At 71.4% G+C, this 20,702-nt stretch carries 27 protein-coding genes; 16 read left to right on the top strand and 11 right to left on the bottom strand.

The genetic code is table 11. From position 1 onward, the window contains the following. Window position 1 precedes the first annotated feature (1 nt). The 3 genes from ACFYPG_RS00520 to ACFYPG_RS00510 all read right to left on the bottom strand — a co-directional run bounded on the left by ACFYPG_RS00520 (window position 2) and on the right by ACFYPG_RS00510 (window position 1,658). Window positions 2-277: a hypothetical protein gene (locus tag ACFYPG_RS00520; RefSeq protein ID WP_387349262.1), complete on the bottom strand. Its 276-nt coding sequence runs from the start codon at window positions 275-277 to the stop codon at window positions 2-4. 3 nt (window positions 278-280) lie between these two features. After that, window positions 281-619: a winged helix-turn-helix domain-containing protein gene (locus ACFYPG_RS00515; protein ID WP_124857925.1), complete on the bottom strand. Its 339-nt coding sequence runs from the start codon at window positions 617-619 to the stop codon at window positions 281-283. A 106-nt stretch (window positions 620-725) separates the two neighbouring features. Continuing rightward, window positions 726-1,658, bottom strand: a complete 933-nt coding sequence (locus ACFYPG_RS00510; protein WP_387349260.1) for a LysR family transcriptional regulator — start codon at window positions 1,656-1,658, stop codon at window positions 726-728. Between the two features lie 127 nt (window positions 1,659-1,785). On the opposite strand from ACFYPG_RS00510, the gene ACFYPG_RS00505 reads away from it, so the two are divergent. Continuing rightward, window positions 1,786-3,039, top strand: a complete 1,254-nt coding sequence (locus tag ACFYPG_RS00505; RefSeq protein ID WP_387349258.1) for an MFS transporter — start codon at window positions 1,786-1,788, stop codon at window positions 3,037-3,039. Next, on the top strand, window positions 3,039-3,596 hold the full coding sequence (locus ACFYPG_RS00500) for a GNAT family N-acetyltransferase (RefSeq protein ID WP_387349256.1): 558 nt from the start codon (window positions 3,039-3,041) through the stop codon (window positions 3,594-3,596). Before ACFYPG_RS00505 ends, ACFYPG_RS00500 begins: the two co-directional genes overlap by 1 nt. A gap of 37 nt (window positions 3,597-3,633) precedes the next feature. Here the strand turns inward: ACFYPG_RS00500 and ACFYPG_RS00495 are convergent, their stop codons facing one another. Continuing rightward, complete coding sequence (locus ACFYPG_RS00495) at window positions 3,634-4,374, bottom strand: SDR family oxidoreductase (RefSeq protein WP_387349255.1); 741 nt, start codon at window positions 4,372-4,374, stop codon at window positions 3,634-3,636. A gap of 125 nt (window positions 4,375-4,499) precedes the next feature. Here ACFYPG_RS00495 and ACFYPG_RS00490 point away from each other — a divergent pair, with 125 nt between their 5' ends. Further along, window positions 4,500-4,979: an Rrf2 family transcriptional regulator gene (locus ACFYPG_RS00490; RefSeq protein WP_208741183.1), complete on the top strand. Its 480-nt coding sequence runs from the start codon at window positions 4,500-4,502 to the stop codon at window positions 4,977-4,979. Window positions 4,980-5,008: 29 nt separating this feature from the next. Here ACFYPG_RS00490 and ACFYPG_RS00485 read toward each other — a convergent pair whose 3' ends face one another. Continuing rightward, window positions 5,009-6,562, bottom strand: a complete 1,554-nt coding sequence (locus ACFYPG_RS00485) for an ArnT family glycosyltransferase (RefSeq protein WP_387349253.1) — start codon at window positions 6,560-6,562, stop codon at window positions 5,009-5,011. 123 nt (window positions 6,563-6,685) lie between these two features. On the opposite strand from ACFYPG_RS00485, the gene ACFYPG_RS00480 reads away from it, so the two are divergent. From ACFYPG_RS00480 to ACFYPG_RS00470, 3 genes are read left to right on the top strand one after another with little or no spacing between them, the layout of a single operon-like run. Then, complete coding sequence (locus ACFYPG_RS00480) at window positions 6,686-7,717, top strand: aldo/keto reductase (protein ID WP_387349252.1); 1,032 nt, start codon at window positions 6,686-6,688, stop codon at window positions 7,715-7,717. After that, complete coding sequence (locus tag ACFYPG_RS00475) at window positions 7,714-7,848, top strand: hypothetical protein (protein WP_387349250.1); 135 nt, start codon at window positions 7,714-7,716, stop codon at window positions 7,846-7,848. The genes ACFYPG_RS00480 and ACFYPG_RS00475 overlap by 4 nt, the downstream gene beginning before the upstream one ends. Before the next feature lie 24 nt (window positions 7,849-7,872). Beyond that, complete coding sequence (locus ACFYPG_RS00470) at window positions 7,873-8,460, top strand: GNAT family N-acetyltransferase (protein ID WP_387349248.1); 588 nt, start codon at window positions 7,873-7,875, stop codon at window positions 8,458-8,460. 9 nt (window positions 8,461-8,469) lie between these two features. On the opposite strand, the gene ACFYPG_RS00465 is transcribed toward ACFYPG_RS00470, so the two are convergent. From ACFYPG_RS00465 to ACFYPG_RS00445, 5 genes are all read right to left on the bottom strand, one after another. Next, complete coding sequence (locus ACFYPG_RS00465) at window positions 8,470-9,714, bottom strand: MFS transporter (RefSeq protein WP_387349246.1); 1,245 nt, start codon at window positions 9,712-9,714, stop codon at window positions 8,470-8,472. Between the two features lie 175 nt (window positions 9,715-9,889). Then, window positions 9,890-11,158, bottom strand: coding sequence for a hypothetical protein (locus tag ACFYPG_RS00460; RefSeq protein ID WP_387349243.1), 1,269 nt, complete (start codon window positions 11,156-11,158; stop codon window positions 9,890-9,892). Beyond that, window positions 11,155-11,676, bottom strand: coding sequence for a SigE family RNA polymerase sigma factor (locus ACFYPG_RS00455; protein WP_355007504.1), 522 nt, complete (start codon window positions 11,674-11,676; stop codon window positions 11,155-11,157). The genes ACFYPG_RS00460 and ACFYPG_RS00455 overlap by 4 nt, the downstream gene beginning before the upstream one ends. Window positions 11,677-11,781: 105 nt before the next feature. Then, complete coding sequence (locus ACFYPG_RS00450) at window positions 11,782-12,027, bottom strand: flavin reductase (RefSeq protein WP_355007505.1); 246 nt, start codon at window positions 12,025-12,027, stop codon at window positions 11,782-11,784. Then, window positions 12,027-12,257 carry a hypothetical protein gene (locus tag ACFYPG_RS00445; protein ID WP_355007587.1) on the bottom strand — a complete coding sequence of 77 codons (231 nt, stop codon included), beginning with the start codon at window positions 12,255-12,257 and terminating at the stop codon, window positions 12,027-12,029. Before ACFYPG_RS00445 ends, ACFYPG_RS00450 begins: the two co-directional genes overlap by 1 nt. Window positions 12,258-12,414: 157 nt before the next feature. Between ACFYPG_RS00445 and ACFYPG_RS00440 the strand changes: the two genes are divergently transcribed. The 3 genes from ACFYPG_RS00440 to ACFYPG_RS00430 all read left to right on the top strand — a co-directional run bounded on the left by ACFYPG_RS00440 (window position 12,415) and on the right by ACFYPG_RS00430 (window position 14,085). Then, a complete protein-coding gene (locus ACFYPG_RS00440) occupies window positions 12,415-13,182 on the top strand; it encodes a DUF5753 domain-containing protein (RefSeq protein ID WP_355007588.1) in 768 nt (255 codons plus the stop codon). Beyond that, window positions 13,173-13,373, top strand: coding sequence for a DUF397 domain-containing protein (locus ACFYPG_RS00435; RefSeq protein ID WP_355007506.1), 201 nt, complete (start codon window positions 13,173-13,175; stop codon window positions 13,371-13,373). The genes ACFYPG_RS00440 and ACFYPG_RS00435 overlap by 10 nt, the downstream gene beginning before the upstream one ends. A 229-nt stretch (window positions 13,374-13,602) precedes the next feature. Next, window positions 13,603-14,085, top strand: a complete 483-nt coding sequence (locus ACFYPG_RS00430; RefSeq protein WP_355007507.1) for a GNAT family N-acetyltransferase — start codon at window positions 13,603-13,605, stop codon at window positions 14,083-14,085. A gap of 197 nt (window positions 14,086-14,282) precedes the next feature. Here the strand turns inward: ACFYPG_RS00430 and ACFYPG_RS00425 are convergent, their stop codons facing one another. Then, a complete protein-coding gene (locus ACFYPG_RS00425; RefSeq protein WP_387349241.1) occupies window positions 14,283-15,521 on the bottom strand; it encodes an MFS transporter in 1,239 nt (412 codons plus the stop codon). Window positions 15,522-15,589: 68 nt separating this feature from the next. Between ACFYPG_RS00425 and ACFYPG_RS00420 the strand changes: the two genes are divergently transcribed. The 7 genes from ACFYPG_RS00420 (at window position 15,590) to ACFYPG_RS00390 (ending at window position 20,661) form a co-directional block, all read left to right on the top strand. Continuing rightward, entirely contained in the window at window positions 15,590-16,105 is a 516-nt protein-coding gene (locus ACFYPG_RS00420; protein ID WP_387349239.1) for a MarR family winged helix-turn-helix transcriptional regulator, read from the top strand. A gap of 55 nt (window positions 16,106-16,160) precedes the next feature. Beyond that, window positions 16,161-16,676 (top strand): DUF2087 domain-containing protein, encoded by a 516-nt coding sequence (locus ACFYPG_RS00415; protein ID WP_387349237.1) that lies wholly within the window; start codon window positions 16,161-16,163, stop codon window positions 16,674-16,676. Between the two features lie 52 nt (window positions 16,677-16,728). Beyond that, complete coding sequence (locus ACFYPG_RS00410) at window positions 16,729-17,205, top strand: MarR family winged helix-turn-helix transcriptional regulator (RefSeq protein ID WP_387349235.1); 477 nt, start codon at window positions 16,729-16,731, stop codon at window positions 17,203-17,205. Between the two features lie 76 nt (window positions 17,206-17,281). Then, entirely contained in the window at window positions 17,282-17,695 is a 414-nt protein-coding gene (locus tag ACFYPG_RS00405) for a DUF6069 family protein (protein WP_387349234.1), read from the top strand. 246 nt (window positions 17,696-17,941) lie between these two features. Next, window positions 17,942-19,621: an ABC-F family ATP-binding cassette domain-containing protein gene (locus tag ACFYPG_RS00400; RefSeq protein ID WP_387349232.1), complete on the top strand. Its 1,680-nt coding sequence runs from the start codon at window positions 17,942-17,944 to the stop codon at window positions 19,619-19,621. A 30-nt stretch (window positions 19,622-19,651) separates the two neighbouring features. Next, complete coding sequence (locus tag ACFYPG_RS00395; protein ID WP_387349230.1) at window positions 19,652-20,167, top strand: GNAT family N-acetyltransferase; 516 nt, start codon at window positions 19,652-19,654, stop codon at window positions 20,165-20,167. A gap of 68 nt (window positions 20,168-20,235) precedes the next feature. Further along, window positions 20,236-20,661, top strand: a complete 426-nt coding sequence (locus ACFYPG_RS00390) for an Hsp20/alpha crystallin family protein (RefSeq protein ID WP_355007589.1) — start codon at window positions 20,236-20,238, stop codon at window positions 20,659-20,661. Window positions 20,662-20,702 lie beyond the last annotated feature (41 nt).

The raw sequence follows: 20,702 nt of genomic DNA, 5'->3' as shown, positions 1-20,702 counted from the left end.
GTCAGCCGATCTGGCTCAGCAGCTTCTCGAGCGCGGCCAGGCGCTGCCGAACCTCGCCGAGCTCGTCCCGCACGCCCTTGATCTCGTCCGCCGTGGCCTGGGCGCCGGTGGCGCTGCGCTCGGCCAGCACCCGGTAGCCCTCCTCCCGAGCCGCCGCGTACCGGGCGCGATAGATGCCCGTCCCGATGAGACCGGCGACCACGATCACCGCCGTCACGATCACCGCCGCGGCGATGGTGGAGGTCTGTGCGATGTCCAACGCGACCTGATGGGTCATTGCTCACTTCTCCTGTTCTGCGGCCGGCCCCGAGCCGGTCAGGTTCTGTGCGGCCAGTGCGATCGCGTCCAGATCCAGGGACACCGTGAACGGCACCGCCTGGACGTACTTCACCGAGCTGCCGTCCGGTGCGGTCACCAGCTCACCGGTCACCAGGCCGGCCGCTTCCAATTTCTGCAGGTGCATGTAGAGCAGCGGCCGGTTCATCTGCAGCTGCCGGGCCAACTCGCTGACGTAGGTCCGCTGCCGGGCCACGGCGGCCAGGATTCGCAGCCGATGCGGGCTGGCCAGTGCGGCCAGCAACGACACGAGTTCGTCACCGGTCGGCGAGGTGCCGCTCATCCTGGTTTCCCTTCTCAATGAAGGTGTCAGATTTCTCTGACGCCCCCTGTCAGGTGAGTCTGACAGGGGAGGGCGGCAGGTGTCAACGAACGCCGTAGCGCGCCGGTCACTGACCCCAGGGCGGTAGCCAGACCTCGACGTCGGGGGCCTGCACCCGCCGGGAGGCGAGGTAGTCGCGCAGTGCCCGCAGCGCGGGATGCGGGTTGTCGTCGCGCCAGATGATTGACATGGGGTAGACGGGCGCCGGGCCACGCACCGGTACGCGCCGCAGGTCGTAGCTGTCCGGCCACAGGTACCGGGTGCGAACGCCAGCGAGGGTTGCCAGCTCCGCGGAGTCGGCGATCTCGGCCAGCAGCGCCTCGTTGCCGAAGACCGGCCCGACCAGGTCGATGGTGAGACCGAACGCGGCGGCGAGTTCGTCGTAGTAGTCGGCCCATTCGGTGCCGGGGGCCATGCCGGGCATCCAGATGCGGTGCTCGGACAGTTGGGCGGGCGTGACGGCGCGGGCGTTTGCGAGCGCGTGGCGGGGGCCGACGAGCAGTTCGTGGTACTCGTCGATCACTCGGGTGGTCCTGATCGCGGCGGGCAGGTGACGCGCGGCGACGGTGACGGCGTGGAAGGTGGCGTCTACCGTCCCCGCCTCGACGGCGGCCATCGCGGCGTGGACGTCGGCGTCGAGGGTGACGACGTCGAGCTCGATGCGGGGATGCGCGCGGTGGAAGTCCTGCAACAGCACCGCTGGTGCGATCCGTCGGCTGTGCACGTCGACGCGCAGTGCCCGTCGGCCCGGGCGTACGGAGGCGTCGGCGCGCGCCTCCACCCGGAGCAGTTCACGGGCGTGCGGCAGGAAGGTCTGACCGTCGACGGTGAGGTGGGTGCCGCGCGCGGTGCGGGTGAACAGCCGTACCCCGAGGTCCTTCTCCAGTGCCGCGATGCGCTTGGAGACGGCCTGCTGGGTGATCGACAGCGCCGCGGCGGCGTCCTGGAACTGGCCGGCGTCGACGGCGGCGACGAAGGTGCGGACGGCGTCGAGATTCACCCGGCAAACCCTACTGACACAACCTCTGGTTGTGGCTCGCCGTTCACCGGGTTGTTTGATCCCTCGTCACTGGGCTTGCTGTGATCGCGGTGGTCAACGGCGGGTTGTCGGGAGCGGGAGGTGTGGGTTGTCCACGAGGCGATCCCTGGGCCGGCGGTTCGGCTGGTTGTGGGCGTCGTACGCGGTCAGCGCCTACGGCTCGGGGCTGGGTTTCGGGGCGTTGCCGTTGATCGCCGTGCTGGTTTTGCAGGCCAGCCCCGCCCAGGTGTCCATGTTGGCCGCGCTGGGGCCGGCCGTGGGGGCGCTGATCGCGTTGCCGCTCGGGCCGTGGGTGGAGTTCCACCGCAAGCGGCGGGTAATGATCGCGATGGACCTGGCCCGGTTCGTGGTCCTGCTGACGATCCCCGTCGCGTACGCGCTGGGTCGGCTCAGCTTCGGGCAGTTGCTGGTCGTCTCGGCCGTGCTCGCCGCCGCCAAGATCGCCTTCAACGCGGCCAGCGGCGCGTTCCTCAAGGCCCTCGTGCGGCCGGACGACCTGCTGGTGGCGAACGCCCGGTTCGAGTCGACGACCTGGAGCTCGATCGCGCTCGGGCCGCCGCTGGGCGGTGCCGCGGTGGGACTCTTCGGGCCGGTCGTCACCGTCGTGGCCGACGCGCTCAGCTACCTGCTCTCCGCGCTGGGCCTCAGCGCCATTCGCGACCCCGACGACCACCCCCAACGCACCGGCGCTGGCCGGGTCCGGGCCGGTGAGCTGCTCGACGGCTGGCGACACCTGCTGGCGCACCCCGGTCTGCGGGCGCTCTACCTCAACCAGTTGCTCGTCGCCGGGCTGATCATGGCCACCGAGCCGCTGCTGGCCGTGCTCCTGCTCGGCGAGCTGGGCTTTCCGCCCTGGCAGTACGGCCTCGTCTTCGCCGTGCCCTGCGTCGGCGGGCTCATCGGGTCACGCCTGGCCCGCCGGGTGGTGGCACGCCACGGCCAACACCGGATCATCCGCGCCGTGGGCACGGTGCGCGCGATCTGGCTGATCGGCCTCGCCTTCGTCCAGCCCGGCGTGGTCGGTCTCGCCACGGTGATCGCCGTCGAGTTCGCGATCATCATCAGCATGAGCCTGTACAACCCGGTGCTCGCCACCTACCGCCTGGAACAGACTCCGAAGGATCGCATCGTCCGCACCCTGTCTGCCTGGTCGATCGGCAGCAGCGCCACCATCGCCGTCCTCAGCGCGCTCGGTGGGCTGCTCGCGCAGGCCACCAGCCCGCGCACGGCGATCACTGTCGCCGGGCTGGTGATCTTCGCGAGCCCGCTGCTGCTGCCCCGAAGCACGGACGCCGATCGACCGGCACCGGAGCGCTCCGCACGGGTCTCTACGATCGCGTGATGTTCCAGCCGACCTTCCCGATCCGCACCGCACGGCTCGCCCTGCGTCCGGTCACGATCGACGACCTCGACGACGTGTACGCGTTTCAGCGTCGACCCGACGTCGTGCGCTGGATGCTCGGCGCGGAGCCGCGTACCCGTGAGCAGTCGCGGGTGTCGGTGCTCGCCATGGCGGGCGAGGACGCGTGGCGCGCGGAGGGTGACTGCCTGACGGTGGCCGCGGTCACCGACGCCGGAGTGATCGGGATCGTGGAGTTGGTGTGGCGCAGCCAGCTCGACCGTACCGCCGAACTCGGGTTCGTCTTCCACCCCGACCACCGCGGTCGCGGGTTGGCGACGGAGGCCGCCACCGCGGTGCTGGCCTTGGGGTTCGACGAGTTCGGGCTGCACCGGGTCTACGGCCGCAACGCCGCGTCGGCGCGGATGATGACGCGACTCGGCATGCGCAAGGAGGCCCGCCATGTCGAGAGTTACCTGTTCAAGGGGGAGTGGGCCGACCAGCTCGTCTTCGCGATCCTGGCGCACGAGTGGCGGGCCGGGACCCGCACGCCGTCATGATCGTTCACCACGGCGGCGTGCGGGTCGGGTCCACACCTCAGGCCTGGCGGCCGAGCCACTCCCGGTAGGCGGTGGGCGCGATGACAGCGTCGTCGCCTGCGATGAGGACGTCACCGGACATGGCGGCGAACATGCCGACGGTGTCGTCGGTGGTGACGGTGCGCTGGTCACCGCGGGCGGCAAGCGTGATGCGCCCCAGCTCGTCGAGGGCGAAGACATCCGGGCCGGCGACGTTGCGGATGCCCTTGAGCGGCGCGCCCATGCTGACCTCGGCGACGGCCTGCGCCACGTCGGCGGCGGCCATCGGCTGCACCGGCGTGCGGGGCAGGCGGACGGTGGTGTCGTCGGCGGTCCAGGACATGATCGACTCGACGAACTCGAAGAACTGGGTGGCGCGGACGATCGAGTACGGGATCGGGCCGGCCGTGAGGATCTCCTCCTGGAGGGTCTTGGCGCGGTAGTAGTCCAGGTCGGGCACCTGGTCGACGCCGACGATGGAGAGGATCACCGCGTGGCCGACGCCCGCGCGAGCGGCGGCGGCCAGCAGGTTGTCCATGGTCGTCTGGAAGAAGGCGGGCGAGGCCTCGTCGAAGGTCGGCGAGTTCGTGAGGTTGACGACGACCTCGGCGCCGGCGAGCCCGTCGGACAGGCCCTGCCCGGTGAGCAGGTCCACCCCGGTCGACGGCGAGAGCGGCACCGCCTCGTGGCCCGCAGCCTGCAGGATCTTGACGACCTGCGACCCGATGAGGCCGGTCCCGCCCAGTACGGCGATCTTCATGCCCATGCACCTTCCCGTGACGTGTGGTCCGACTGCTGAAGCTCAGCCGATACTCGGACCTTCCTTGTCCGGGAACTATACTCGGACACAATGTGTCTGAGTAGCGGGGTGGCTAGGGTGACGTCATGAAGATGTCCGGCGGGGTCGAGTGGGCGCTGCACTGCTGCGTGGTGCTCACCACCAGCCACACGCCCGTTCCGGCGGCCAAGCTGGCGGAACTGCACGACGTCTCCAGCAGCTACCTCGCGAAGCAGCTCCAGGCGCTCGCCCGCGCCGGCCTGATCCACTCCGTGCAGGGCAAGTCGGGCGGATACGTGCTGACCCGCGCGCCGGAGAGCATCACCCTGCTCGACGTGGTCCGGGCCGTCGACGGGCCCGGCCCGACCTTCGTCTGCACGGAGATCCGTCAGCGCGGCCCCTTCGCGACCCCGGCCGACGCCTGCACCACGCCGTGTCCGGTGTCCCGCGCCATGTGGGCGGCCGAGGACGCGTGGCACCAGGCGCTCGCCGCGGTCACCATCGCCGATCTCGCCCGCGACGTCGACGCCACCTCCGGCCCCGAGGCGCTGGTCGGCATCCAGGCCTGGCTGACCGGCGGAGCCTGACCCGACCCCGCAGAGCCGGGCGAACACGGTCAGCCGGTGTGGCGTACCTCGGTGTCCCAGATCTGCGCCCACGGACGCCGCAGCCCTCGGCACACCTGGATCGGGCCGCCGTTCTCGTCGTTGTCCACCTCGACCCGCTGGTCCACCTGCCCGGCCAGGGTGCACTGCTCGAACCAGGTGTTGAGCTGGTCGGGGCGCTCCCAGCCGACGGCGATGACCACGTCCGCGTCGGCGGGCGGCCGACCGAAGTCGACCATGCTGTTGTGCCCGGAGTACGCCCGGGGCAGACCACGGGCCGGCCCGTAGCGGGCCACCGCGCCAGCCTCGCCGTAGTTGCCGGTGAGGACGACCGCCCGCGGACGCTCCTGCGGCGACAACCCACGATGGACAGCCGCGAGAGAGTCGGCGAACTCGGGCCAACCGATCGTCTCGCCGGCGTCGTAGTTGACGTCGACCACGAAGGCGGGCAGCCGGTCGGCCGGCAGCACCGGCAGCAACAGGACGACGTTGGGCAGCAGGAACGGCACCACACCCAGCGCGAGCAACCCCCGACGCCACCAGAGTGACCCGCGCGAGGCCCACGCCAGGGTGACCAGTGCTCCGGCGGCGGTGAGAACCAGCAACAGCGGCGCGTCGTAGTAGCCCTTGCCGCCGGCGATCAGCACGATGCCGACCACCACCAACCAGGCCCAGCCCACCGCCCGGTAGGCCCGCCACGCCGGTCGGCGTAGCAGCGCGACCAGGCCGGCGATCCAGATCGGTACGGCGTATGGGCTGATGATGACGAACTGGAGGGTGAACGCGTCGAGCCGGCCGCTGTAGGAGCTGTCGCCGTCGGAGATGGAGGCGGCCACGCCGAGCTGCGGAAAGCCGTTGGTCGCCTGCCAGATCAGGTTCGGCGCGGCCAGCAGCACGGCGATCCCGGCCCCGGCGAGAACCCACCGGTCGCCCAGCAGCCGGCGTGGGCCGGCGATGAGCACCCCCGCGACCAGGCCGACGGCCAGCAGCGCCGGCAGCAGCTTGCTGAGCATGCCCACACCGAGCGCCAGCCCGATGCCCAGCGCCCAGCGGCTGTCACCGGTACGCAGCAACCGCACCACACACCACGCCGCGACCAACCAGACCAGCAGATCGACGGTGGTGGTGCTGAGCAGGTGGCCACTGGCGAGCACGATGCCGGACAGCGCGGCGAGCACCGCCGCGAAGAGCTGCGCGCCCCGGCCGGCACCCAGCTCCCGGGTGATCGCGGCGACCAGCAGCACCGCGCCGCCGGCCAGCGCCGCCGACGGGGTACGCAGCACCACCAGGTTGCCCGGGGCGATCGTGTCGAGCAGCCGGGCCAGCGCCGGGACCAGGGGCCCCTGATCGACGTAGCCCCAGTCGAGGTGCCGGCCGGCGAGCAGGAAGTACAGCTCGTCGCGGTGGTAGCCGTAACGGCCGGCGAGCAGCAGGAGCGTCACTGTGGTGGCGGCGGCCACCAGCCACGGGCCGCGGGTGCGAACGCCGGGCTCCGGCGGCCGCCCCGGCGGCGGCGACTGGGTCGGCCGCTGAGGTCGGTCGATCTCGATCGCGGGCTCGCTCACCCGCTCATGATGACTGGCGGCGTCGCCGCGTGGGTGCCCCTACCGGCGTTCGGCACGGTCCCGAATGCGGGTGGCCGAGGCGGGTGCGAAGATCAGCTTTGTCACTCGGACCGAAAGGACGATATGCGCTATCGCACTCTGGGCAACACCGGCACCGTGGTGTCCACCCTGTGTCTGGGCACGATGACCTTCGGCGCGGAGACCGACGAGGCCGGCAGCTTCGCCCAACTGGACCGGTTCGTCGAGGCCGGCGGCACCTTCATCGACACCGCTGACGTCTACTCCACCGGCATCTCCGAGGACATCATCGGACGTTGGCTGCGCAGCCGACCCGACGTGCGTGACCGCCTGGTGATCGCCACCAAGGGGCGGTTCCCGATGGGCCCGGGGGCAAACGACGCCGGCCTGTCCCGGGTGCACCTCACCCGCGCCCTGGACGCCAGCCTGCGCCGTCTCGGCGTCGAGGCTGTCGACCTGTACCAGGCGCACGCCTGGGATCCGCTGACTCCGCTGCCGGAGACGCTGCGGTTCTTCGACGACGCGGTCAGCGCCGGCAAGATCCGCTACGCGGGGGTCAGCAACTTCACCGGTTGGCAGTTGCAGAAGGCCGCACTGCTCACCCAGCACCTCAACCTCACCCCGATCGTGACCCTGCAACCGCAGTACAACCTGCTGGCCCGGGACATCGAGTTCGAGCTGGTGCCGGTCTGCGAGAACGAGGGCATCGGCATCCTGCCGTGGTCACCGCTGGGCGGCGGGTGGCTCACCGGCAAGTACCAGCGCGACACCACGCCCACCGGCGCGACGCGGCTCGGCGAGAACCCGCAGCGCGGCGTCGAGGCGTACGCGGGTCGCAACGCCGAGGAGCGCACCTGGCGGGTGCTCGACGCGGTCCGCCAGATCGCCGACGACCGGGGCGTGTCCATGTCGGCGGTGTCGCTGGCCTGGCTGGCGGCCCGACCGGCGGTCACCTCGGTGATCCTCGGCGCGCGGACCACCGACCAGCTCGACGACAACCTGACCGCCGCCGACCTGGTCCTCGACGCCGAGCAGATGCGGCTGCTGGACGAGGCGAGCGCCCCGTTGGTGGGCGACTACCCGTACGGCGCGGCCGGGGTGCGTCAGCGCGGCCGTGACCTGCCGGCCGGATCATGACCTCGTTCCCCGATCCCACCGACCCGGCCGGCAGCCGCACCGAGGTCTTCCTGCGCTACCTGGACCACCTCCGCCACCTGGGCCACCTCGACGTGGTCGCCGAACTCGCGGGCTGCCCGACCGGGGAGTGAGGCCGTCGGCTCGATAATGGGCGGATGCCGCTGCTCGTCACACCAGCAATGCCCGCCGGGAGCCTCGCCGCCCAGGAGCAACCCCACCTTCCGGTACGTCCCGGGCTGGACCTGCGGCCGTGGCGCGACGACGACGCCCCGGCCGTCCGGGCCGCCTTCGACTGTCCGCAGATCCAGCGGTGGCACGTCCGCCGCATCGACGGCGACGACGAGGCGCGGGTGTGGACGGCGCAGTGGGCCGGCCGTTGGCGTGACGAGACGGCCGCCAGCTGGGCGGTCGTCGACGCCGACGACCGGCCGCTGGGTCAGGTGGGGTTGCGGGGCGTGCTGCTGGCCGAGGCGTCGGCGCAACTGTCGTACTGGTTGGTGCCCGCGGCGCGTGGTCGGGGCATCGCCACCGAGGCGCTGAGGGCACTCACCCGGTGGAGTTTCACGCGGGCCGGTCTGCACCGGCTGGCCCTGGATCACTCGACCGCCAATACGGCGTCGTGCCGGGTGGCCACGCGGGCCGACTTTCCGGTGGAGGGCGTGCTCCGGGGGTCGGTTCGCCACGCCGACGGCTGGCACGACATGCACCTGCACGCACGGCTGCGCACCGACGGCCCGATCTGATCACCCGATCTACTCGATGGGCGGCACGGACGGTGTCGGCGTCGCACCATGCGCGTCGGCGCGACGCATCGCCCGCGACAGTCGCAGCGCGACGACGCCGGTAGCCACCAGTCCGCCGACACCCGCGACCATCAGTGTCACCGGGGCGGACGTGGCGTCCAGCAGGACACCACCGGCGAGGTAGGACGTCGCGGCGGCGACCCCGATCGCACCGTACAGATTGCCGAAGACCCTGCCGAGCATGCCCGGTGGCACCGTACGTTGCAGCAGGGTGCTGGACGCGACGTCCATGGCCGCCAACCCGAGGCCACGGACGGCCTGCAGGGCGATCGCGGCGGCGACGGCCCAGGCGAGCCCGGTCAGCAGGTTGCCGACACTGCTGACGGCGAAACCCGCGATCAGCAGCAGCGGCATCGACGCCCTGGTGCCCCACCTGGACAGCATGGCGTAAGCGGCCACCAGCCCGACACCGACGGCGCCCAGCAGTAGCCCGACCGCTGATCCGCCGACGTGGAAGGTGTCTTTGGCCAGCAGCACCAGGGCCACGTCGTCGACCCCGTTGAAGGCGACCACCGCGGTGAAGCCCAGGAAGATCACCCGCACCGTCGGAACACTCACCAGATACCCGAGGCCCGTTCTGGCCTGTCGCAGCAGGGACGGCTGGCGCTCGTCGCCGGTCGTCGGCGGAAGTGAGGGGAGCGTCGCGAGCAGCATGGCCGAGACCAGGAACGACACGGCGTCGACGAGCAGCACACCACGCAGTCCGACCAGCGGGAACAGGGCAGCGGCGAGCAGGGGGCCGATCGCCTCTGCCGCGTTGGAGCCGAACCCGAGGGTGGAGTTGGCGGTTTCCAGGTCACGGTCGTCGACCAGGGCGGGCACCGCCGCGCGAGACGCCGGCTGGAAGAGCTGCGACGCGGTGGCGCGAATCGCGACGAGAGCCAGCAGCATCGGCAGCGAGGGCATCGTCAGGACGATGACGAGCAGGACCGCAGCTTGGACGAGTTCGCAGACGACCATCAGTCGTCGGAGGTTGAGCCGATCAGCGAGGGCGCCGGTGAACGGACCCAGCAGGGATGGCGCGAAGTCCCCGACAAGGAGCAGAAGCGCTACCGCCAGCCCTTTACCCGTCGTCTCGGCGACATGGAAGATCAGCGCGACAAGGCTGAGTGAATCGCCAGCGTACGAGACGAGCCGTGCCGAGAAGAGCGTGCGGAATGGCCTGTTGCGACGAAGCAGCTGGATGGGACGCAACGGCGCAGCGTCTGCCGTGGCACACGCTGCGCCGGACATCTCGAAGGTCCCCTGTCGCCGAGGGCTGGGGTGAGGCGTCGTGCCGCCGATACCCGGGACGGGTGAACCAGCCTGTGGGTGAAGGTAGCCAGGAGAGCGTCGGTGAGCGCGGCATTTACCGTTGTCGGGAGCTGATTCAGGAAGCGACCGGAACGGTGGTGGTGGCCCCGCTGGCGTCGGTGACCCGTACCTCGGTCGCTGTCGCGGGCAGCAGTGCCGCGTCGCGGCCGACGTCCTGCCACTGGCCGTCGTCGACCCGGAAGCTCAGCGCTGACCCCTCGGCGGCGACGAGAACGCCCTGGTCGTCGGGCAGTCGTAGCCGCACAGGCAGGGGTGCCGACCAGTCCGCGGTCGTGCTGGCCACCGCCTCGAACGGCAGATATGTGCGGGCGAGCAACGCGATGACGCGGGACGGGTCGTCGTCGTACTGGACGGTTGTTACGAGGAGCCGCTGGCCGTCGGGGGTTGCCCCGTAGACCCACAGGAGGGGAGATCCGTTGTGCGTGTGCACTCCGACCGGGTCGAAGTATTCGGCGAGGGCTTCGGTCGGCGCGTTCACCTCTGTGGCAGCCGGGTCGGTGCCCCAGACCTGCACCGCACCGGGCAACGTGTGGCGGAGAAGCGGTGGCGCGGGCCGATCCTTGTTGTCGGGGAAGAGGATCTCGCTCGTACCGTCGATGTGAATCATGTTCTGCCGTTCGACGGGAGTCCTGGAGAGCGCGACGGTGAGCTTCGTGCGCTGTGGCGGCACCGACAACACCGCCGCACCGTCTCGGAACACCACCGGCTCGAAGGTCCGCTCGACCTTTCCATCGGGCTCGTACCTCAGCTGCGCGGAGAACTCCACCGGTTGCCCGAAGTCGAGCACAAGGAGCACGTCGCGCTGCGATCCGAGCAGTACCGCCTGCTCGAGGCCGTCCGTTTCGTTGCTGGTGGCCTGCGTCAGGGTGCGCACGCGCGGGCCACCAGCGGTGGGTTCGAGGAACCCCACAGTCGTGCCGTGCGCGGTGGCTTGGGCCACGTAGGCGGCCGGGCCAGCCGGCGTACCTCCTGCCCACACGACGTGCGGCTCGCCGCGCGTCCGATCCCCGGCCTCCTTGATCCGGCGCTGCCACACCTGGCGGACCTGCCGCAGGTATCCCTCGTCGGCGGCCAGATCACCGCGAGTGGGCTGGTCGAGCAGCGGTGAAGCGGCACGGGTGTCTCCGGCGTCGCCGGGCAGGTCGAGGACGCCACCCATGGGCACGGCCACCACTGCCGCGCAGAGCGCCGCCAACACCACTCGCCGACGCACCACCCGCCGCCGCCCACCCCGACGCACCTCAGCGAGCAGGCCCGGCGGGCTGACCAGGTCGTCCGTAGCGCGATGCAGGATGCCGCGTACGTCACTGTCGTTCATGGTCATCGCGAACTCCCGGTTCCAGTGATGGGTATGACGAGGTTCGACCCGTCCAGCGCCTCTCGCAGCCGAGCCAACCCACGGGAGGCGTGACTCTTCACCGCACCCTCTGAGCAGCCCATCGCCGCCGCAACGTCGACGACCGGCAGGTCTTCCAGGTACCGGAGCACGACAGCGGCCCGCTGCCGAGCCGGCAGCGCCCGCAGCGCCCCGACGACCAGTTCGCGAACCGCCACTGCGTCGGCGTGGTCGCGGGCAACCCCGTCGTGGTCGCCCAGTGACTGTTCCGGACGGCGCGCACGCCACCGCCACCGGTTGATCGACCGGTTGACCAGCGCACGTCGCGCGTACGCCTCCGGGCTGCTCTGCACCCGCCGCCAGCGCACGTACACCTGCTCCAGCACCTCCTGGAGCAGGTCCTCGGCGGCGTGCCGGTCCCCGGTCAGCAGGAAGGCGACCCGCAACAGCACCGCCGACCGTGTGCGAACGAAGTCGTCGAACTCCGCCCCGCGCGAATCCCTCATCTGACCTCCCGGCCTCGTCAACCAGCAAGACACCGGGTGCGCTCGCGAGGTTTACCGGTCCCGGCAACTTTGCCCGGTGGATCCGTCCCGCAGGGGGCCGGTCGTTCAGCGGGCTTCGGCCCAGCCGACGAAACGCGGGGTCAGATCGGGCAGTGCGACGTCCGGGTTGAGCCGGGTGAGATCGGCGCGGGCTTCCTCCTGGACCTTCGCCAGGTGGACCAACAGGCCCGGCCGGTCCTCGCGATACTGGCCGAGCAGGCGCAGCTTCGCGGCCGAACACGGCCACAGGATGCCGCAGACCGGGCAGCGCCAGGACGGCCGCAGTGGAGAGTGGTTCGGTCGCTCGGGCATCAGCTGACCCCCACCATCGCGCGGCGCCGAAGGGGTACGGACGCAGCCTGCACGCCGGCGCGCCGCACGTACAGCTCGCGGCGCGCGACGGCGTCTCCCTTCCTGTCGAGTTGGTAGGCGTCGAGCCAGAGCCAACCGTCGTACGTGTACCGGTCGGCCAGTTCGCGGATGACCCGCACGACGATCGGTTTCCGGAATTGAACGCTGGCCGCGGTGGTCAGCAGGACCATGTCACCGGCTCTGAGAGCGCCCTGTATCTCGTTCTGCACAGCTTCTCCTCCTCGTCGCAGCGCCGTCTACACCGCACTTTGCCGGGGGTTGCTGGACAAACACACAGCGTTACGTAACCTCTTCATCGCAGTGGATTTGTTCCAGGGGAGGGACGGCATGAACCATGCCTTTGTCGCGGCGCTGGCTGCGGCGGGTCACACCGCCGAGAGCCTCGCGGGCCAGCTCGGCGTGCACCCGAAGACCGTCGCCAGGTGGGCGAACCCGGGCCACATTCCCCAGAGCCGCCACCGTGCGACAGTCGCGGGCCTGCTGGCGAAGGACGCCGACGCGCTGTGGCCGGACGTGGTCCGTCGCCGCGAACCGGTGTGGTTCCGGCCCTGGGTCGACCTCGAACGCGAGGCCGTGACGCTGCGATCGTTCGAGCTCACGTGGGTGCCCGGGCTGCTGCAGACCGAGGCGTACGCCCGGGCGACGCTGGCCGGTGGGGTGCTGTCGCCGGAGGCGGTCGCCGAATTCGCCGACGCACGCATCGCCCGGCAGGCGATTCTCGGCCACAGCGGTGGGCCACTGCTGATCGCCGTACTCGACGAGGCGGTGCTGAGGCGGCGCGTCGGTGACGACCGGGCGTTGATGGCGGCGCAGCTCGCGCGCCTGGTGGGTTACACCGAGACCGGCACCATCCAGCTGCACGTCGTTCCGGCGGACGCGCCAAGCTACCCCGGGCTCGACGGGCCGTTCACCATCGTCGATATGCCGGACGGGTCACGGGTCGCGCACGTCGACAGCGCGGCACAGGCGCAGATCCTCGATCAAACGTCGGATCTTGTTAGCCTGGAACGGCGGTGGGAGCGTATTCGCGGCGAGGCCCTGCCCCGAGGGCGTTCGTTGGACCTTCTCAGAGAAGCGGCGGCATCATGGACATGACCGGTGCGCGGTGGCGGAAGAGCACGAGGAGCGGCGGTAACGGTGGCAACTGTGTCGAGGTTGCCGACAACCTTCCGGGCGTGGTCCTGGTCCGCGACACGAAGGACCGCGACGGCGGCACGCTGACGTTCAGCGCGCAGTCCTGGCGTGGCTTCGTCACGATGACCCGTGACGCCGACGGTCTCCGGTAGCTCACCCCGACGGCCCATGCTGGCCTTTGAGATCTCGTCCCCGCAGCCTTCGCGGACGCTTGTGCCGCGAATGCGGTTGCCGCGCCCCGTAGGATTTCGACCATGAGTTGCTTCGCTGCTTGGCGTACCCGCCACTGAGGAATCGGCTCGCCGCCGTTCCGGCCGCCAGCTGACCATCTGATGCCCGATTTGTTGGCTTTCAGAACCTCAGTTCGAGAGGCACACTCACATGCGTATCCGCTCGTTTCTTCAGCATGACCTGACCCGGCTCACCGAACTGACCATCGAGACGTTCGGGCCGTTCCACGAGGACTCCTTCCGCCCGCTCGTGGGGGAGGTCGTCTTCTCCAACCAGCACGGCAGGTGGCGCGACGACTACGTCACGCAGGTTGCCCAGCTCCACGACCCCGCCGAGCACAGGTACGTCGCGGTCGCCGAGATCAACGGCGCCATCGCCGGCTACGTGGCCTGGGCGGTGCAGCCTGAGCGCCGAGATGCCAGCGTCACGATCCTCGCCGTCTCCGCGGAGCACCGCCGGCTCGGGGCGGGCACCGTGCTGTGCGAGCACGCGTTCGCCGCGATGCGGGACCTCGGCGCCGAGGTCGTCACTATCGGCACGGGTGGGGACGGATTCCACGCGCCCGCCCGAGCCCTGTACGAAGCACTCGGCTGCACACCGCTACCGATCGCCGTCTACTACCGGGAACTCTGAACTGATCCGGGGTGGGGTGCGGCGACGCACCCCACCCCGGCCACCGCAGCCCAACGGGCCGTGCCAGCCCTGTGCGTTGGGGGGCACCGGGTGGTGTCGCCCTGCCTGCCGGAGTCCGGTCAGCATCCCGCACACCGACTCCCGCGCTGGTCGAGGTCCTTGCGCGTCAGCCCGTCACCGGCCGCGAACGGCCCGGATCAACGGACATCGGCGGGTTGCGCCGCCTGCGCCTGCGGTTGCGGGGTGGTCGGCCAGGTGAGGCGGCGTACGCCGGGAACGAGGGCGGTTCCCGCGCAGGAGGCGAGCACCAGCAGGCCGGCGACGGCCAGCGGGACGGGTGCGCTGAACGCGTCGGCGGCCAACGGCGCCAGCGCGTAGCCCAGCGGCATGGCACCCAGCGACACCAGCCAGTCGTAGGAGGTGACCCGGGCCAGGACCTCCGGCGGGAAGTGGTGCTGCACGACGGTCTCCCACACCGGGTTGAGGTAACCGAGGGCGGTCAGCGCCACCGCGTAGGCGGCGATGACCGCGGGGGCGGGCGCGGCGACGGCGAGCAGGAACAGCGGGGCGGCGTAGCAGGCCAGCCCGAGGTTGGCCAGCAGCACCGGTCGGTGCAGCCGGACCCGCCCGGCCAGCAGCGATCCGGTCAGCATTCCGATCGCGCCGGCCTGCAACAGCAGCACCCAGGTCGTCTCGCCGCCGAGACGGTCGATGGCGACGGCCGGCCCGAGGGTCATCAGCACGGCGGCGGCGCCGTTCCAGACGCCGTGCCCGAGCAGGCTGGTCCAGAACCAGTCGCGGGCGCGTACCTCGCCGAAGCCGTGTCGCAGGTCGGCGAGGACGGAGCGGCGGGGGACCGGCACGTGGCGGACCCGCACCAGCGCGAGCAGCGTGGCGCTGAGCGCGAACGACGCGCCGTCCAGGATGAACGCCCAGCCGGGCCCGGCGGCCCAGATCAGCGCGCCGGCCAAGGCCGGGCCGGCGAGGCGGCTGGTGTTGGCGGTGATTCCCATCAGCGCGTTCGCGCGCTGCCGCTCGGCCGGTTCGACGGTGCCGGCGACCAGCGGGGAGGCGGTAGGGATGGCGAACGCCGAGGCGGTGCCGCCGAGCGCGGACGCCACCACCACTGTGGTCAGCGACGGGTCGCCGCCGAGCAGTTCCACGCCGACCGCGAGCTGCGTGGCGCAGCGGACCAGGTCGGCCAGGAGGGCGACCCGGCGGGCGTCGAACCGGTCGGCCACCACCCCGCCGAACGGCAGCAGGACCAGCCGGGGCACGACCGCCGCGGCGAGGACGACGGCCAGCGCGCCGGTGGATTCGGTGGCCCGCAGCACGGCCAGCGCCAGGGCGGCGGGCACCACCGCGTCGCCGAGGGCGGAGATGGTGCGCCCCAGGAAGAGCAGCCGGAAGGAGTGGTCGCGCAGTGGGTGAGCCATGGCCCGAATATACTTCGGCGTCGAATATTTTGACAATGAATATTTCGGCGCTGAGGTAAGGTGGCACGGTGACCACCACTCCGGACGCCGTCGACCGACACATCGAGCGTTGGCTGCCCGTGGTGCCCGACCTCGACGCGGACGTCGAGGGGGCGGTGACCAGGATGATCCGACTGACCCGGCACCTGCGGGCCGTCAAGGAGCGGGTCCTGGTCGACCTCGACCTGCCGGCCCACGAGTACGACACCCTGCACGCCCTGGCCGGCCGCGGTGGCCGGGCCGCACCCTCTGACCTCGCTGCGGACCTCACGATGGCCCCCGCCTCGATCACCGCGCGGGTCGACGCGCTGCTGCGACGGGGCTTCGTCCGCCGGATTCCGTCGACAGTCGACCGTCGACGCGTCGACGTGGAGCTCACCGAGGCGGGCCAGGCCGCCTGGCGCGGGGCGATGGAGGTCCAGGGCGCCGAGGAGCATCGCCTGCTCGGCGCGCTCACCCCGACCGAACGACGACACCTCAGCACCCTGCTGCGCCGGGTGCTGCTCGTCGCCGAAGAACCACCGAGCACGCCGCAGGCCGACTGAGCGGGGCCGAAAATCGCCTGGCGGCGCGCGTACCGCTGATGCGAGGGTGACCGGCGTGACTGCGCATGTGCTGGCCGGTGCCCTGGCCGACGACGGACGGCGACGGATCTTCGCGGCGATCGTGCTGGGTGCGACCAGCGCGACCGAGGTCGCCACGCGGACCGGCCTGCCGGCGCGGGTGGTGCTCACCGGGGTCCGCCGGCTCACCGACGCGGGCCTTGTCACCGGCGCCGACGGCGCCCTCGCGGCCGACGAGGCGTCGCTGCGGGCCGCCGCGCGTGACAGCCGCCCGGCCGACGACGCCGACCCCGGCGTCGACCCGGTCCTGCGGACCTTCCTGCGGGCGGGCGTCCTGGTGAGCCTGCCGGCACAGCGCGGCCGGCGTCGGGTCCTGCTCGCGCACATCGCCGAGCAGTCGTTCGAGCCGGGCACCCGCTATCCGGAGCGGGCCGTCGACGACGCGCTCAAGCCGTGGTGCGCCGCAGGCGGGTCGGATCACGCGACGCTGCGCCGGTATCTGATCGACGAGCAGTTGCTCACCCGCGAGCACGGCATCTACCAGCGGCTCTGAACGTCGACCACGGGAACCGTCTGGTCGCGGAGGATCTTGCTAGCCTCGGCGCATGACCTCCTGCACGCCGTCCGATGGCCCGCCGGACCTGTTGTTTCTGCTCTCCTGGGCGAGTCACGCGTTGCAGACCGAGCACGCCGCCGGGCTGGCCGAGCTGGGCATCTCGCCGCGGGCGCACTACGTGCTGGCGCAGGCCCACACCGGCGAGCTGACCCAGCGGGAGATCGGCGAGCGGTGCGGTGTGGACAAGACCACGATGGTGGTGACGCTCGACCAGTTGGAACGGGCCGGGCTGGCCGAGCGTCGCCCGGTGCCAACGGACCGGCGGGCCCGGGTGGTCGCTGTGACTCCGGCGGGTGAGCAGGTGCTGCGGCAAGCGCAACAGGTGGTCCGACGCATTCAGGACGACCTGCTGGCAACCCTGCCCGAGCAGGACCGGGAAGTGTTCCTGCGGGCTCTCCTGGGGTTGGTGAGCGGGCCACTGGCCAACACCTCCCCGTACGCGCCGGGGGCCCGTTCCGGCTGCTAGTTCCGAGAAAGATAGTTCCGTACAAGACTATCTGTTACGGTCGTACTCGTTCGTTTCCCCTGAACGAGGAGCCGTCATGAGTGCTGCCACCGTCACGACCTCTGCCCCCTCATTACTGCGCCGCCGCGCCCTCGGCGTCGCCGCCGCTGTCGTGGCCCCACTGGCCATCTGGGCGATCGGCGCGTTGGCCGGAGTCGACTACACCGTCGAGAGCCCGGGCCAGCCCGCCACTGTCATCGGGGCCGGCGCGATCGTCATGATCGCCCTGGTGGCCGCCCTGCTCGGCTGGGCGTCGCTGGCGCTGCTGGAGCGGTTCGCCAGCCGGGTCGCTCGACCGGTCTGGATCTCGCTGGCCATCGTCGTGACGGTGCTGTCCTTCGTCCCCGTGCTCAGCGTCGACGCCACCGGCGGCGCCAAGCTCGCTCTCGGCGCGACGCACGTGGCCGTGGCAGTCGCGTTGATCGCCCTACTGCCCCGCCCCCGCCGGTAGACGGCACGCTGGTATTCCCCCGCCCACCTCGTGTCGCGCTGACCACGGGGTGGGCGAAACCCTCAGGACTCGACGCGCCGAGGTTGCTAGCATCGCCGTCATGGCACGAGGTATCTGGTCGCAGAAGGTCCGCTCCGCCCGCTGACGGCGGCGCCCTTCGTTCTGCTGAATTCGCGCTCGCCGTCCCGGTTCCCGCCGGGCGGCCGTCACCTGCTGCCCGGCTCCATCGCGAGCTGCGGAGCACCGTTGAACCTCACACCGAACCCCGAAACCATGTCCCGGCCCGTCGAGGCCGGCAGCGCGCACGTCCGCGCCACCGACGTCACAGTGACCCGCGGGTCCCGTCGCGTCCTGACCGACGTCTCGGTCACCGTCTCCGCCCGTTCGAGGGTGGCGGTCGTCGGCGAGAACGGCCGCGGCAAGACGACGCTCCTGCACGTCCTCGCCGGGCTGATCACGCCGGACGGCGGCACCGTGCGGCGGGCCGGCACGATCGGACTGGCCCGCCAGGAGCTACCCGCCCGCGACGGCGAGACGGTCGGCACCCTCACGTCCGAGGCCCTCGCCGCGTCGCTCACCGCCCTCGCCGCGCTGGACGAGGCGACCCTCGCCCTGACCGCTGGCGCCTTGAGCGCCGAGGACCGCTACGCCGCCGCGCTCGACGCGGCCACCCGCCTCGACGCGTGGGACGCCGAGCGCCGCGTCGACGTGGCACTGGAGGCCCTCGACGCCTGCACCGACCGCGACCGCCCGCTGGCGACGCTGTCGGTGGGGCAGCGCTACCGGGTGCGGCTGGCGTGCCTGCTCGGCGCCCGCCACGATGTGCTGCTGCTCGACGAGCCGACCAACCACCTCGACGCCGGCGGCCTGGACTTCCTGACCCGCCGGCTCCGCGAGCACGCCGGCGGTCTCGCCATCGTCAGCCACGACCGGGCGCTGCTACGCGACGTCGCGGACCGGTTCCTCGACCTCGACCCCACCCACGACGCGAAGGCGCGGCTCCACGCCGGCGGTTATGACGCCTGGCAGGACGCCCGCCGTCGCGAGCGGGAGCACTGGGAGCAGGAGTACGAGCAGCAGCAGACCGAGCGTCGACGACTCCAGGACGCGGTGTCGAAGGCCCGCGACCGGCTCTCCACCGGCTGGCGACCGGACAAGGGGACCGGCAAGCACCAGCGCCAGTCCCGCGCGCCGGGCGTCGTGCAGGCCCTGAACCGGCAGCAGGACGCGCTCCAGGCACACCGGATCGACGTACCGGAACCACCGCCGACGCTGCGGTTGCCGGACCTCGGCGTACGGCGGGGCGCGCCGCAGCTACGCGCGCAGGGTGTCGCCGTCGACGGGCGGCTCGCTGGTCCGGTCGACCTCACCATCGACGGCGGTGACCGGCTGCTCGTCACCGGGCCCAACGGCGCCGGGAAGTCCACACTGCTCGCGGTGCTCGCCGGAGCGCTCGAACCCTCCGTCGGGTACACCTGGACGGCGAGGGAGGCCCGGGTCGCCCGGCTCACCCAGGAGACCGCCGGGCAGGCCCCCGACCTCACCGCCGACGAGGTGTACGCCGGCCACGTGGGACGGTTGGTGGCCGCCGGAGTGCTGCCCGCAGCCGAGGCCGTGTCGCTCGGATCGCTCGGGCTGCTGGACTCCGCCGCGACGCGTACGCCCGTCGGGCGGATGTCGCAGGGGCAGCAGCGCCGCCTCGACCTGGCACTGGTGCTGGCCGGGCGGCCCACAGTGATCCTGCTCGACGAGCCGACCAACCACCTGTCGTCGACGCTTGCCGACGAGCTGACCGCCGCGATCCGCGCGACGAGTGCCGCTGTCGTCGTCGCCACCCACGACCGGCAGCTGCTGCGGGACCTGGCCGACTGGCCGCTGCTGCGGGTCGGCGAGCCCACGACGCCGGGCTTCCGGGCGACCGGATAAAGCCGTTGACCGGGCGGTGATGATCAACAGGTGACCGTCACCGCCCGGCCCACCTGGACGACAAGCGCCAGCCGGCCCGACCACCCCGACGCGGTGCTGCTGCTGCGCGAGTACATGACCGAGATGGTGGTCCGCTACCACCGTCGCCCGGCCCGGCCCGGTGAGGTCGACGCCGCTCTGGCCGAGATGCCCAGCGACGACCTGACCGCGCCGAGCGGGCTGCTCCTGCTCGCCCACCACGGCACCGACCTGGCCGGCTGCGCCGGGCTGCGCTGGCAACCGGGATGGGCCGAGCTGACCCGGGTGTTCATCCGCGGCGAGCATCGCGGCGCCGGTGGGGGCGCCGTACTGCTGGCCGCCGTCGAGGAGCAGGCCCGCGCGGCCGGGGCGGACCGGATCCGGCTCGACACCCGCCACGACCTGGTTGAGGCCCGCGCCCTGTACGCCCGGCACGGCTACGTGGAGATCCCGGCGTACTCGCAGGGCCCCTACGCCGACCACTGGTTCGAGAAGCAGTTGACGTTCGCTTCCGAAGGCGCTAAATAAGAAGAGGAAGTTGAGTCACCCCGGCTCAACCCATCACCTTCGGCCAGGAGATCCGAGGAGGCATGACCATGTTGATGCGTACCGACCCGTTCCGCGAGATTGACCGGCTCGCCGAGCAGTTCTTCGGTACGGCGGCCCGTCCCGCGACGATGCACCTGGACGCCTACCGCGACGGCGACCACTTCTACGCGGCGTTCGACCTGCCCGGCGTCGACCCGGACAGCATCGACTGCACCGTCGAGCGCAACGTGCTCACCGTCCGCGCCGAGCGTCGCCGGCCCGCCGGCGACGGCGTCGAGCTGGTCGCCGCCGAACGCCCGATGGGCACCTTCACCCGGCAACTGTTCCTCGGCGACACGCTCGACACCGACAAGCTGGAGGCCGGCTACGAGAACGGGGTGCTGACGCTGCGCATCCCGGTGGCCGAGCGCGCCAAGCCCCGCCGGGTGACCATCCAGGCCAACGGCGCCGCCCGCCGAGAGATCAAAGCCTGACCCGACACGGTGACGGGTGGGATCGGCGCGCCTGCACGCCG

Origin of the sequence: Micromonospora sp. NPDC005553 (assembly GCF_042871765.1) — a bacterium.
Lineage (GTDB): Bacteria > Actinomycetota > Actinomycetes > Mycobacteriales > Micromonosporaceae > Micromonospora.
This window is presented reverse-complemented; position numbering and strand designations above follow the sequence as displayed.

Bases quoted from the DNA above. Each gene is read 5' to 3' on its own strand.
- ACFYPG_RS00460 (WP_387349243.1), bottom strand. From the start codon at position 11,158: ATGACCATGAACGACAGTGACGTACGCGGCATCCTGCATCGCGCTACG.
- ACFYPG_RS00480 (WP_387349252.1), top strand. From the start codon at position 6,686: ATGCGCTATCGCACTCTGGGCAACACCGGCACCGTGGTGTCCACCCTG.
- ACFYPG_RS00430 (WP_355007507.1), top strand. From the start codon at position 13,603: ATGCGTATCCGCTCGTTTCTTCAGCATGACCTGACCCGGCTCACCGAA.
- ACFYPG_RS00490 (WP_208741183.1), top strand. From the start codon at position 4,500: ATGAAGATGTCCGGCGGGGTCGAGTGGGCGCTGCACTGCTGCGTGGTG.
- ACFYPG_RS00435 (WP_355007506.1), top strand. From the start codon at position 13,173: ATGGACATGACCGGTGCGCGGTGGCGGAAGAGCACGAGGAGCGGCGGT.
- ACFYPG_RS00440 (WP_355007588.1), top strand. From the start codon at position 12,415: ATGAACCATGCCTTTGTCGCGGCGCTGGCTGCGGCGGGTCACACCGCC.
- ACFYPG_RS00455 (WP_355007504.1), bottom strand. From the start codon at position 11,676: ATGAGGGATTCGCGCGGGGCGGAGTTCGACGACTTCGTTCGCACACGG.
- ACFYPG_RS00390 (WP_355007589.1), top strand. From the start codon at position 20,236: ATGTTGATGCGTACCGACCCGTTCCGCGAGATTGACCGGCTCGCCGAG.
- ACFYPG_RS00520 (WP_387349262.1), bottom strand. From the start codon at position 277: ATGACCCATCAGGTCGCGTTGGACATCGCACAGACCTCCACCATCGCC.
- ACFYPG_RS00410 (WP_387349235.1), top strand. From the start codon at position 16,729: ATGACCTCCTGCACGCCGTCCGATGGCCCGCCGGACCTGTTGTTTCTG.
- ACFYPG_RS00515 (WP_124857925.1), bottom strand. From the start codon at position 619: ATGAGCGGCACCTCGCCGACCGGTGACGAACTCGTGTCGTTGCTGGCC.
- ACFYPG_RS00425 (WP_387349241.1), bottom strand. From the start codon at position 15,521: ATGGCTCACCCACTGCGCGACCACTCCTTCCGGCTGCTCTTCCTGGGG.
- ACFYPG_RS00495 (WP_387349255.1), bottom strand. From the start codon at position 4,374: ATGAAGATCGCCGTACTGGGCGGGACCGGCCTCATCGGGTCGCAGGTC.
- ACFYPG_RS00470 (WP_387349248.1), top strand. From the start codon at position 7,873: ATGCCGCTGCTCGTCACACCAGCAATGCCCGCCGGGAGCCTCGCCGCC.
- ACFYPG_RS00405 (WP_387349234.1), top strand. From the start codon at position 17,282: ATGAGTGCTGCCACCGTCACGACCTCTGCCCCCTCATTACTGCGCCGC.
- ACFYPG_RS00475 (WP_387349250.1), top strand. From the start codon at position 7,714: ATGACCTCGTTCCCCGATCCCACCGACCCGGCCGGCAGCCGCACCGAG.
- ACFYPG_RS00450 (WP_355007505.1), bottom strand. From the start codon at position 12,027: ATGCCCGAGCGACCGAACCACTCTCCACTGCGGCCGTCCTGGCGCTGC.
- ACFYPG_RS00445 (WP_355007587.1), bottom strand. From the start codon at position 12,257: ATGGTCCTGCTGACCACCGCGGCCAGCGTTCAATTCCGGAAACCGATC.
- ACFYPG_RS00500 (WP_387349256.1), top strand. From the start codon at position 3,039: ATGTTCCAGCCGACCTTCCCGATCCGCACCGCACGGCTCGCCCTGCGT.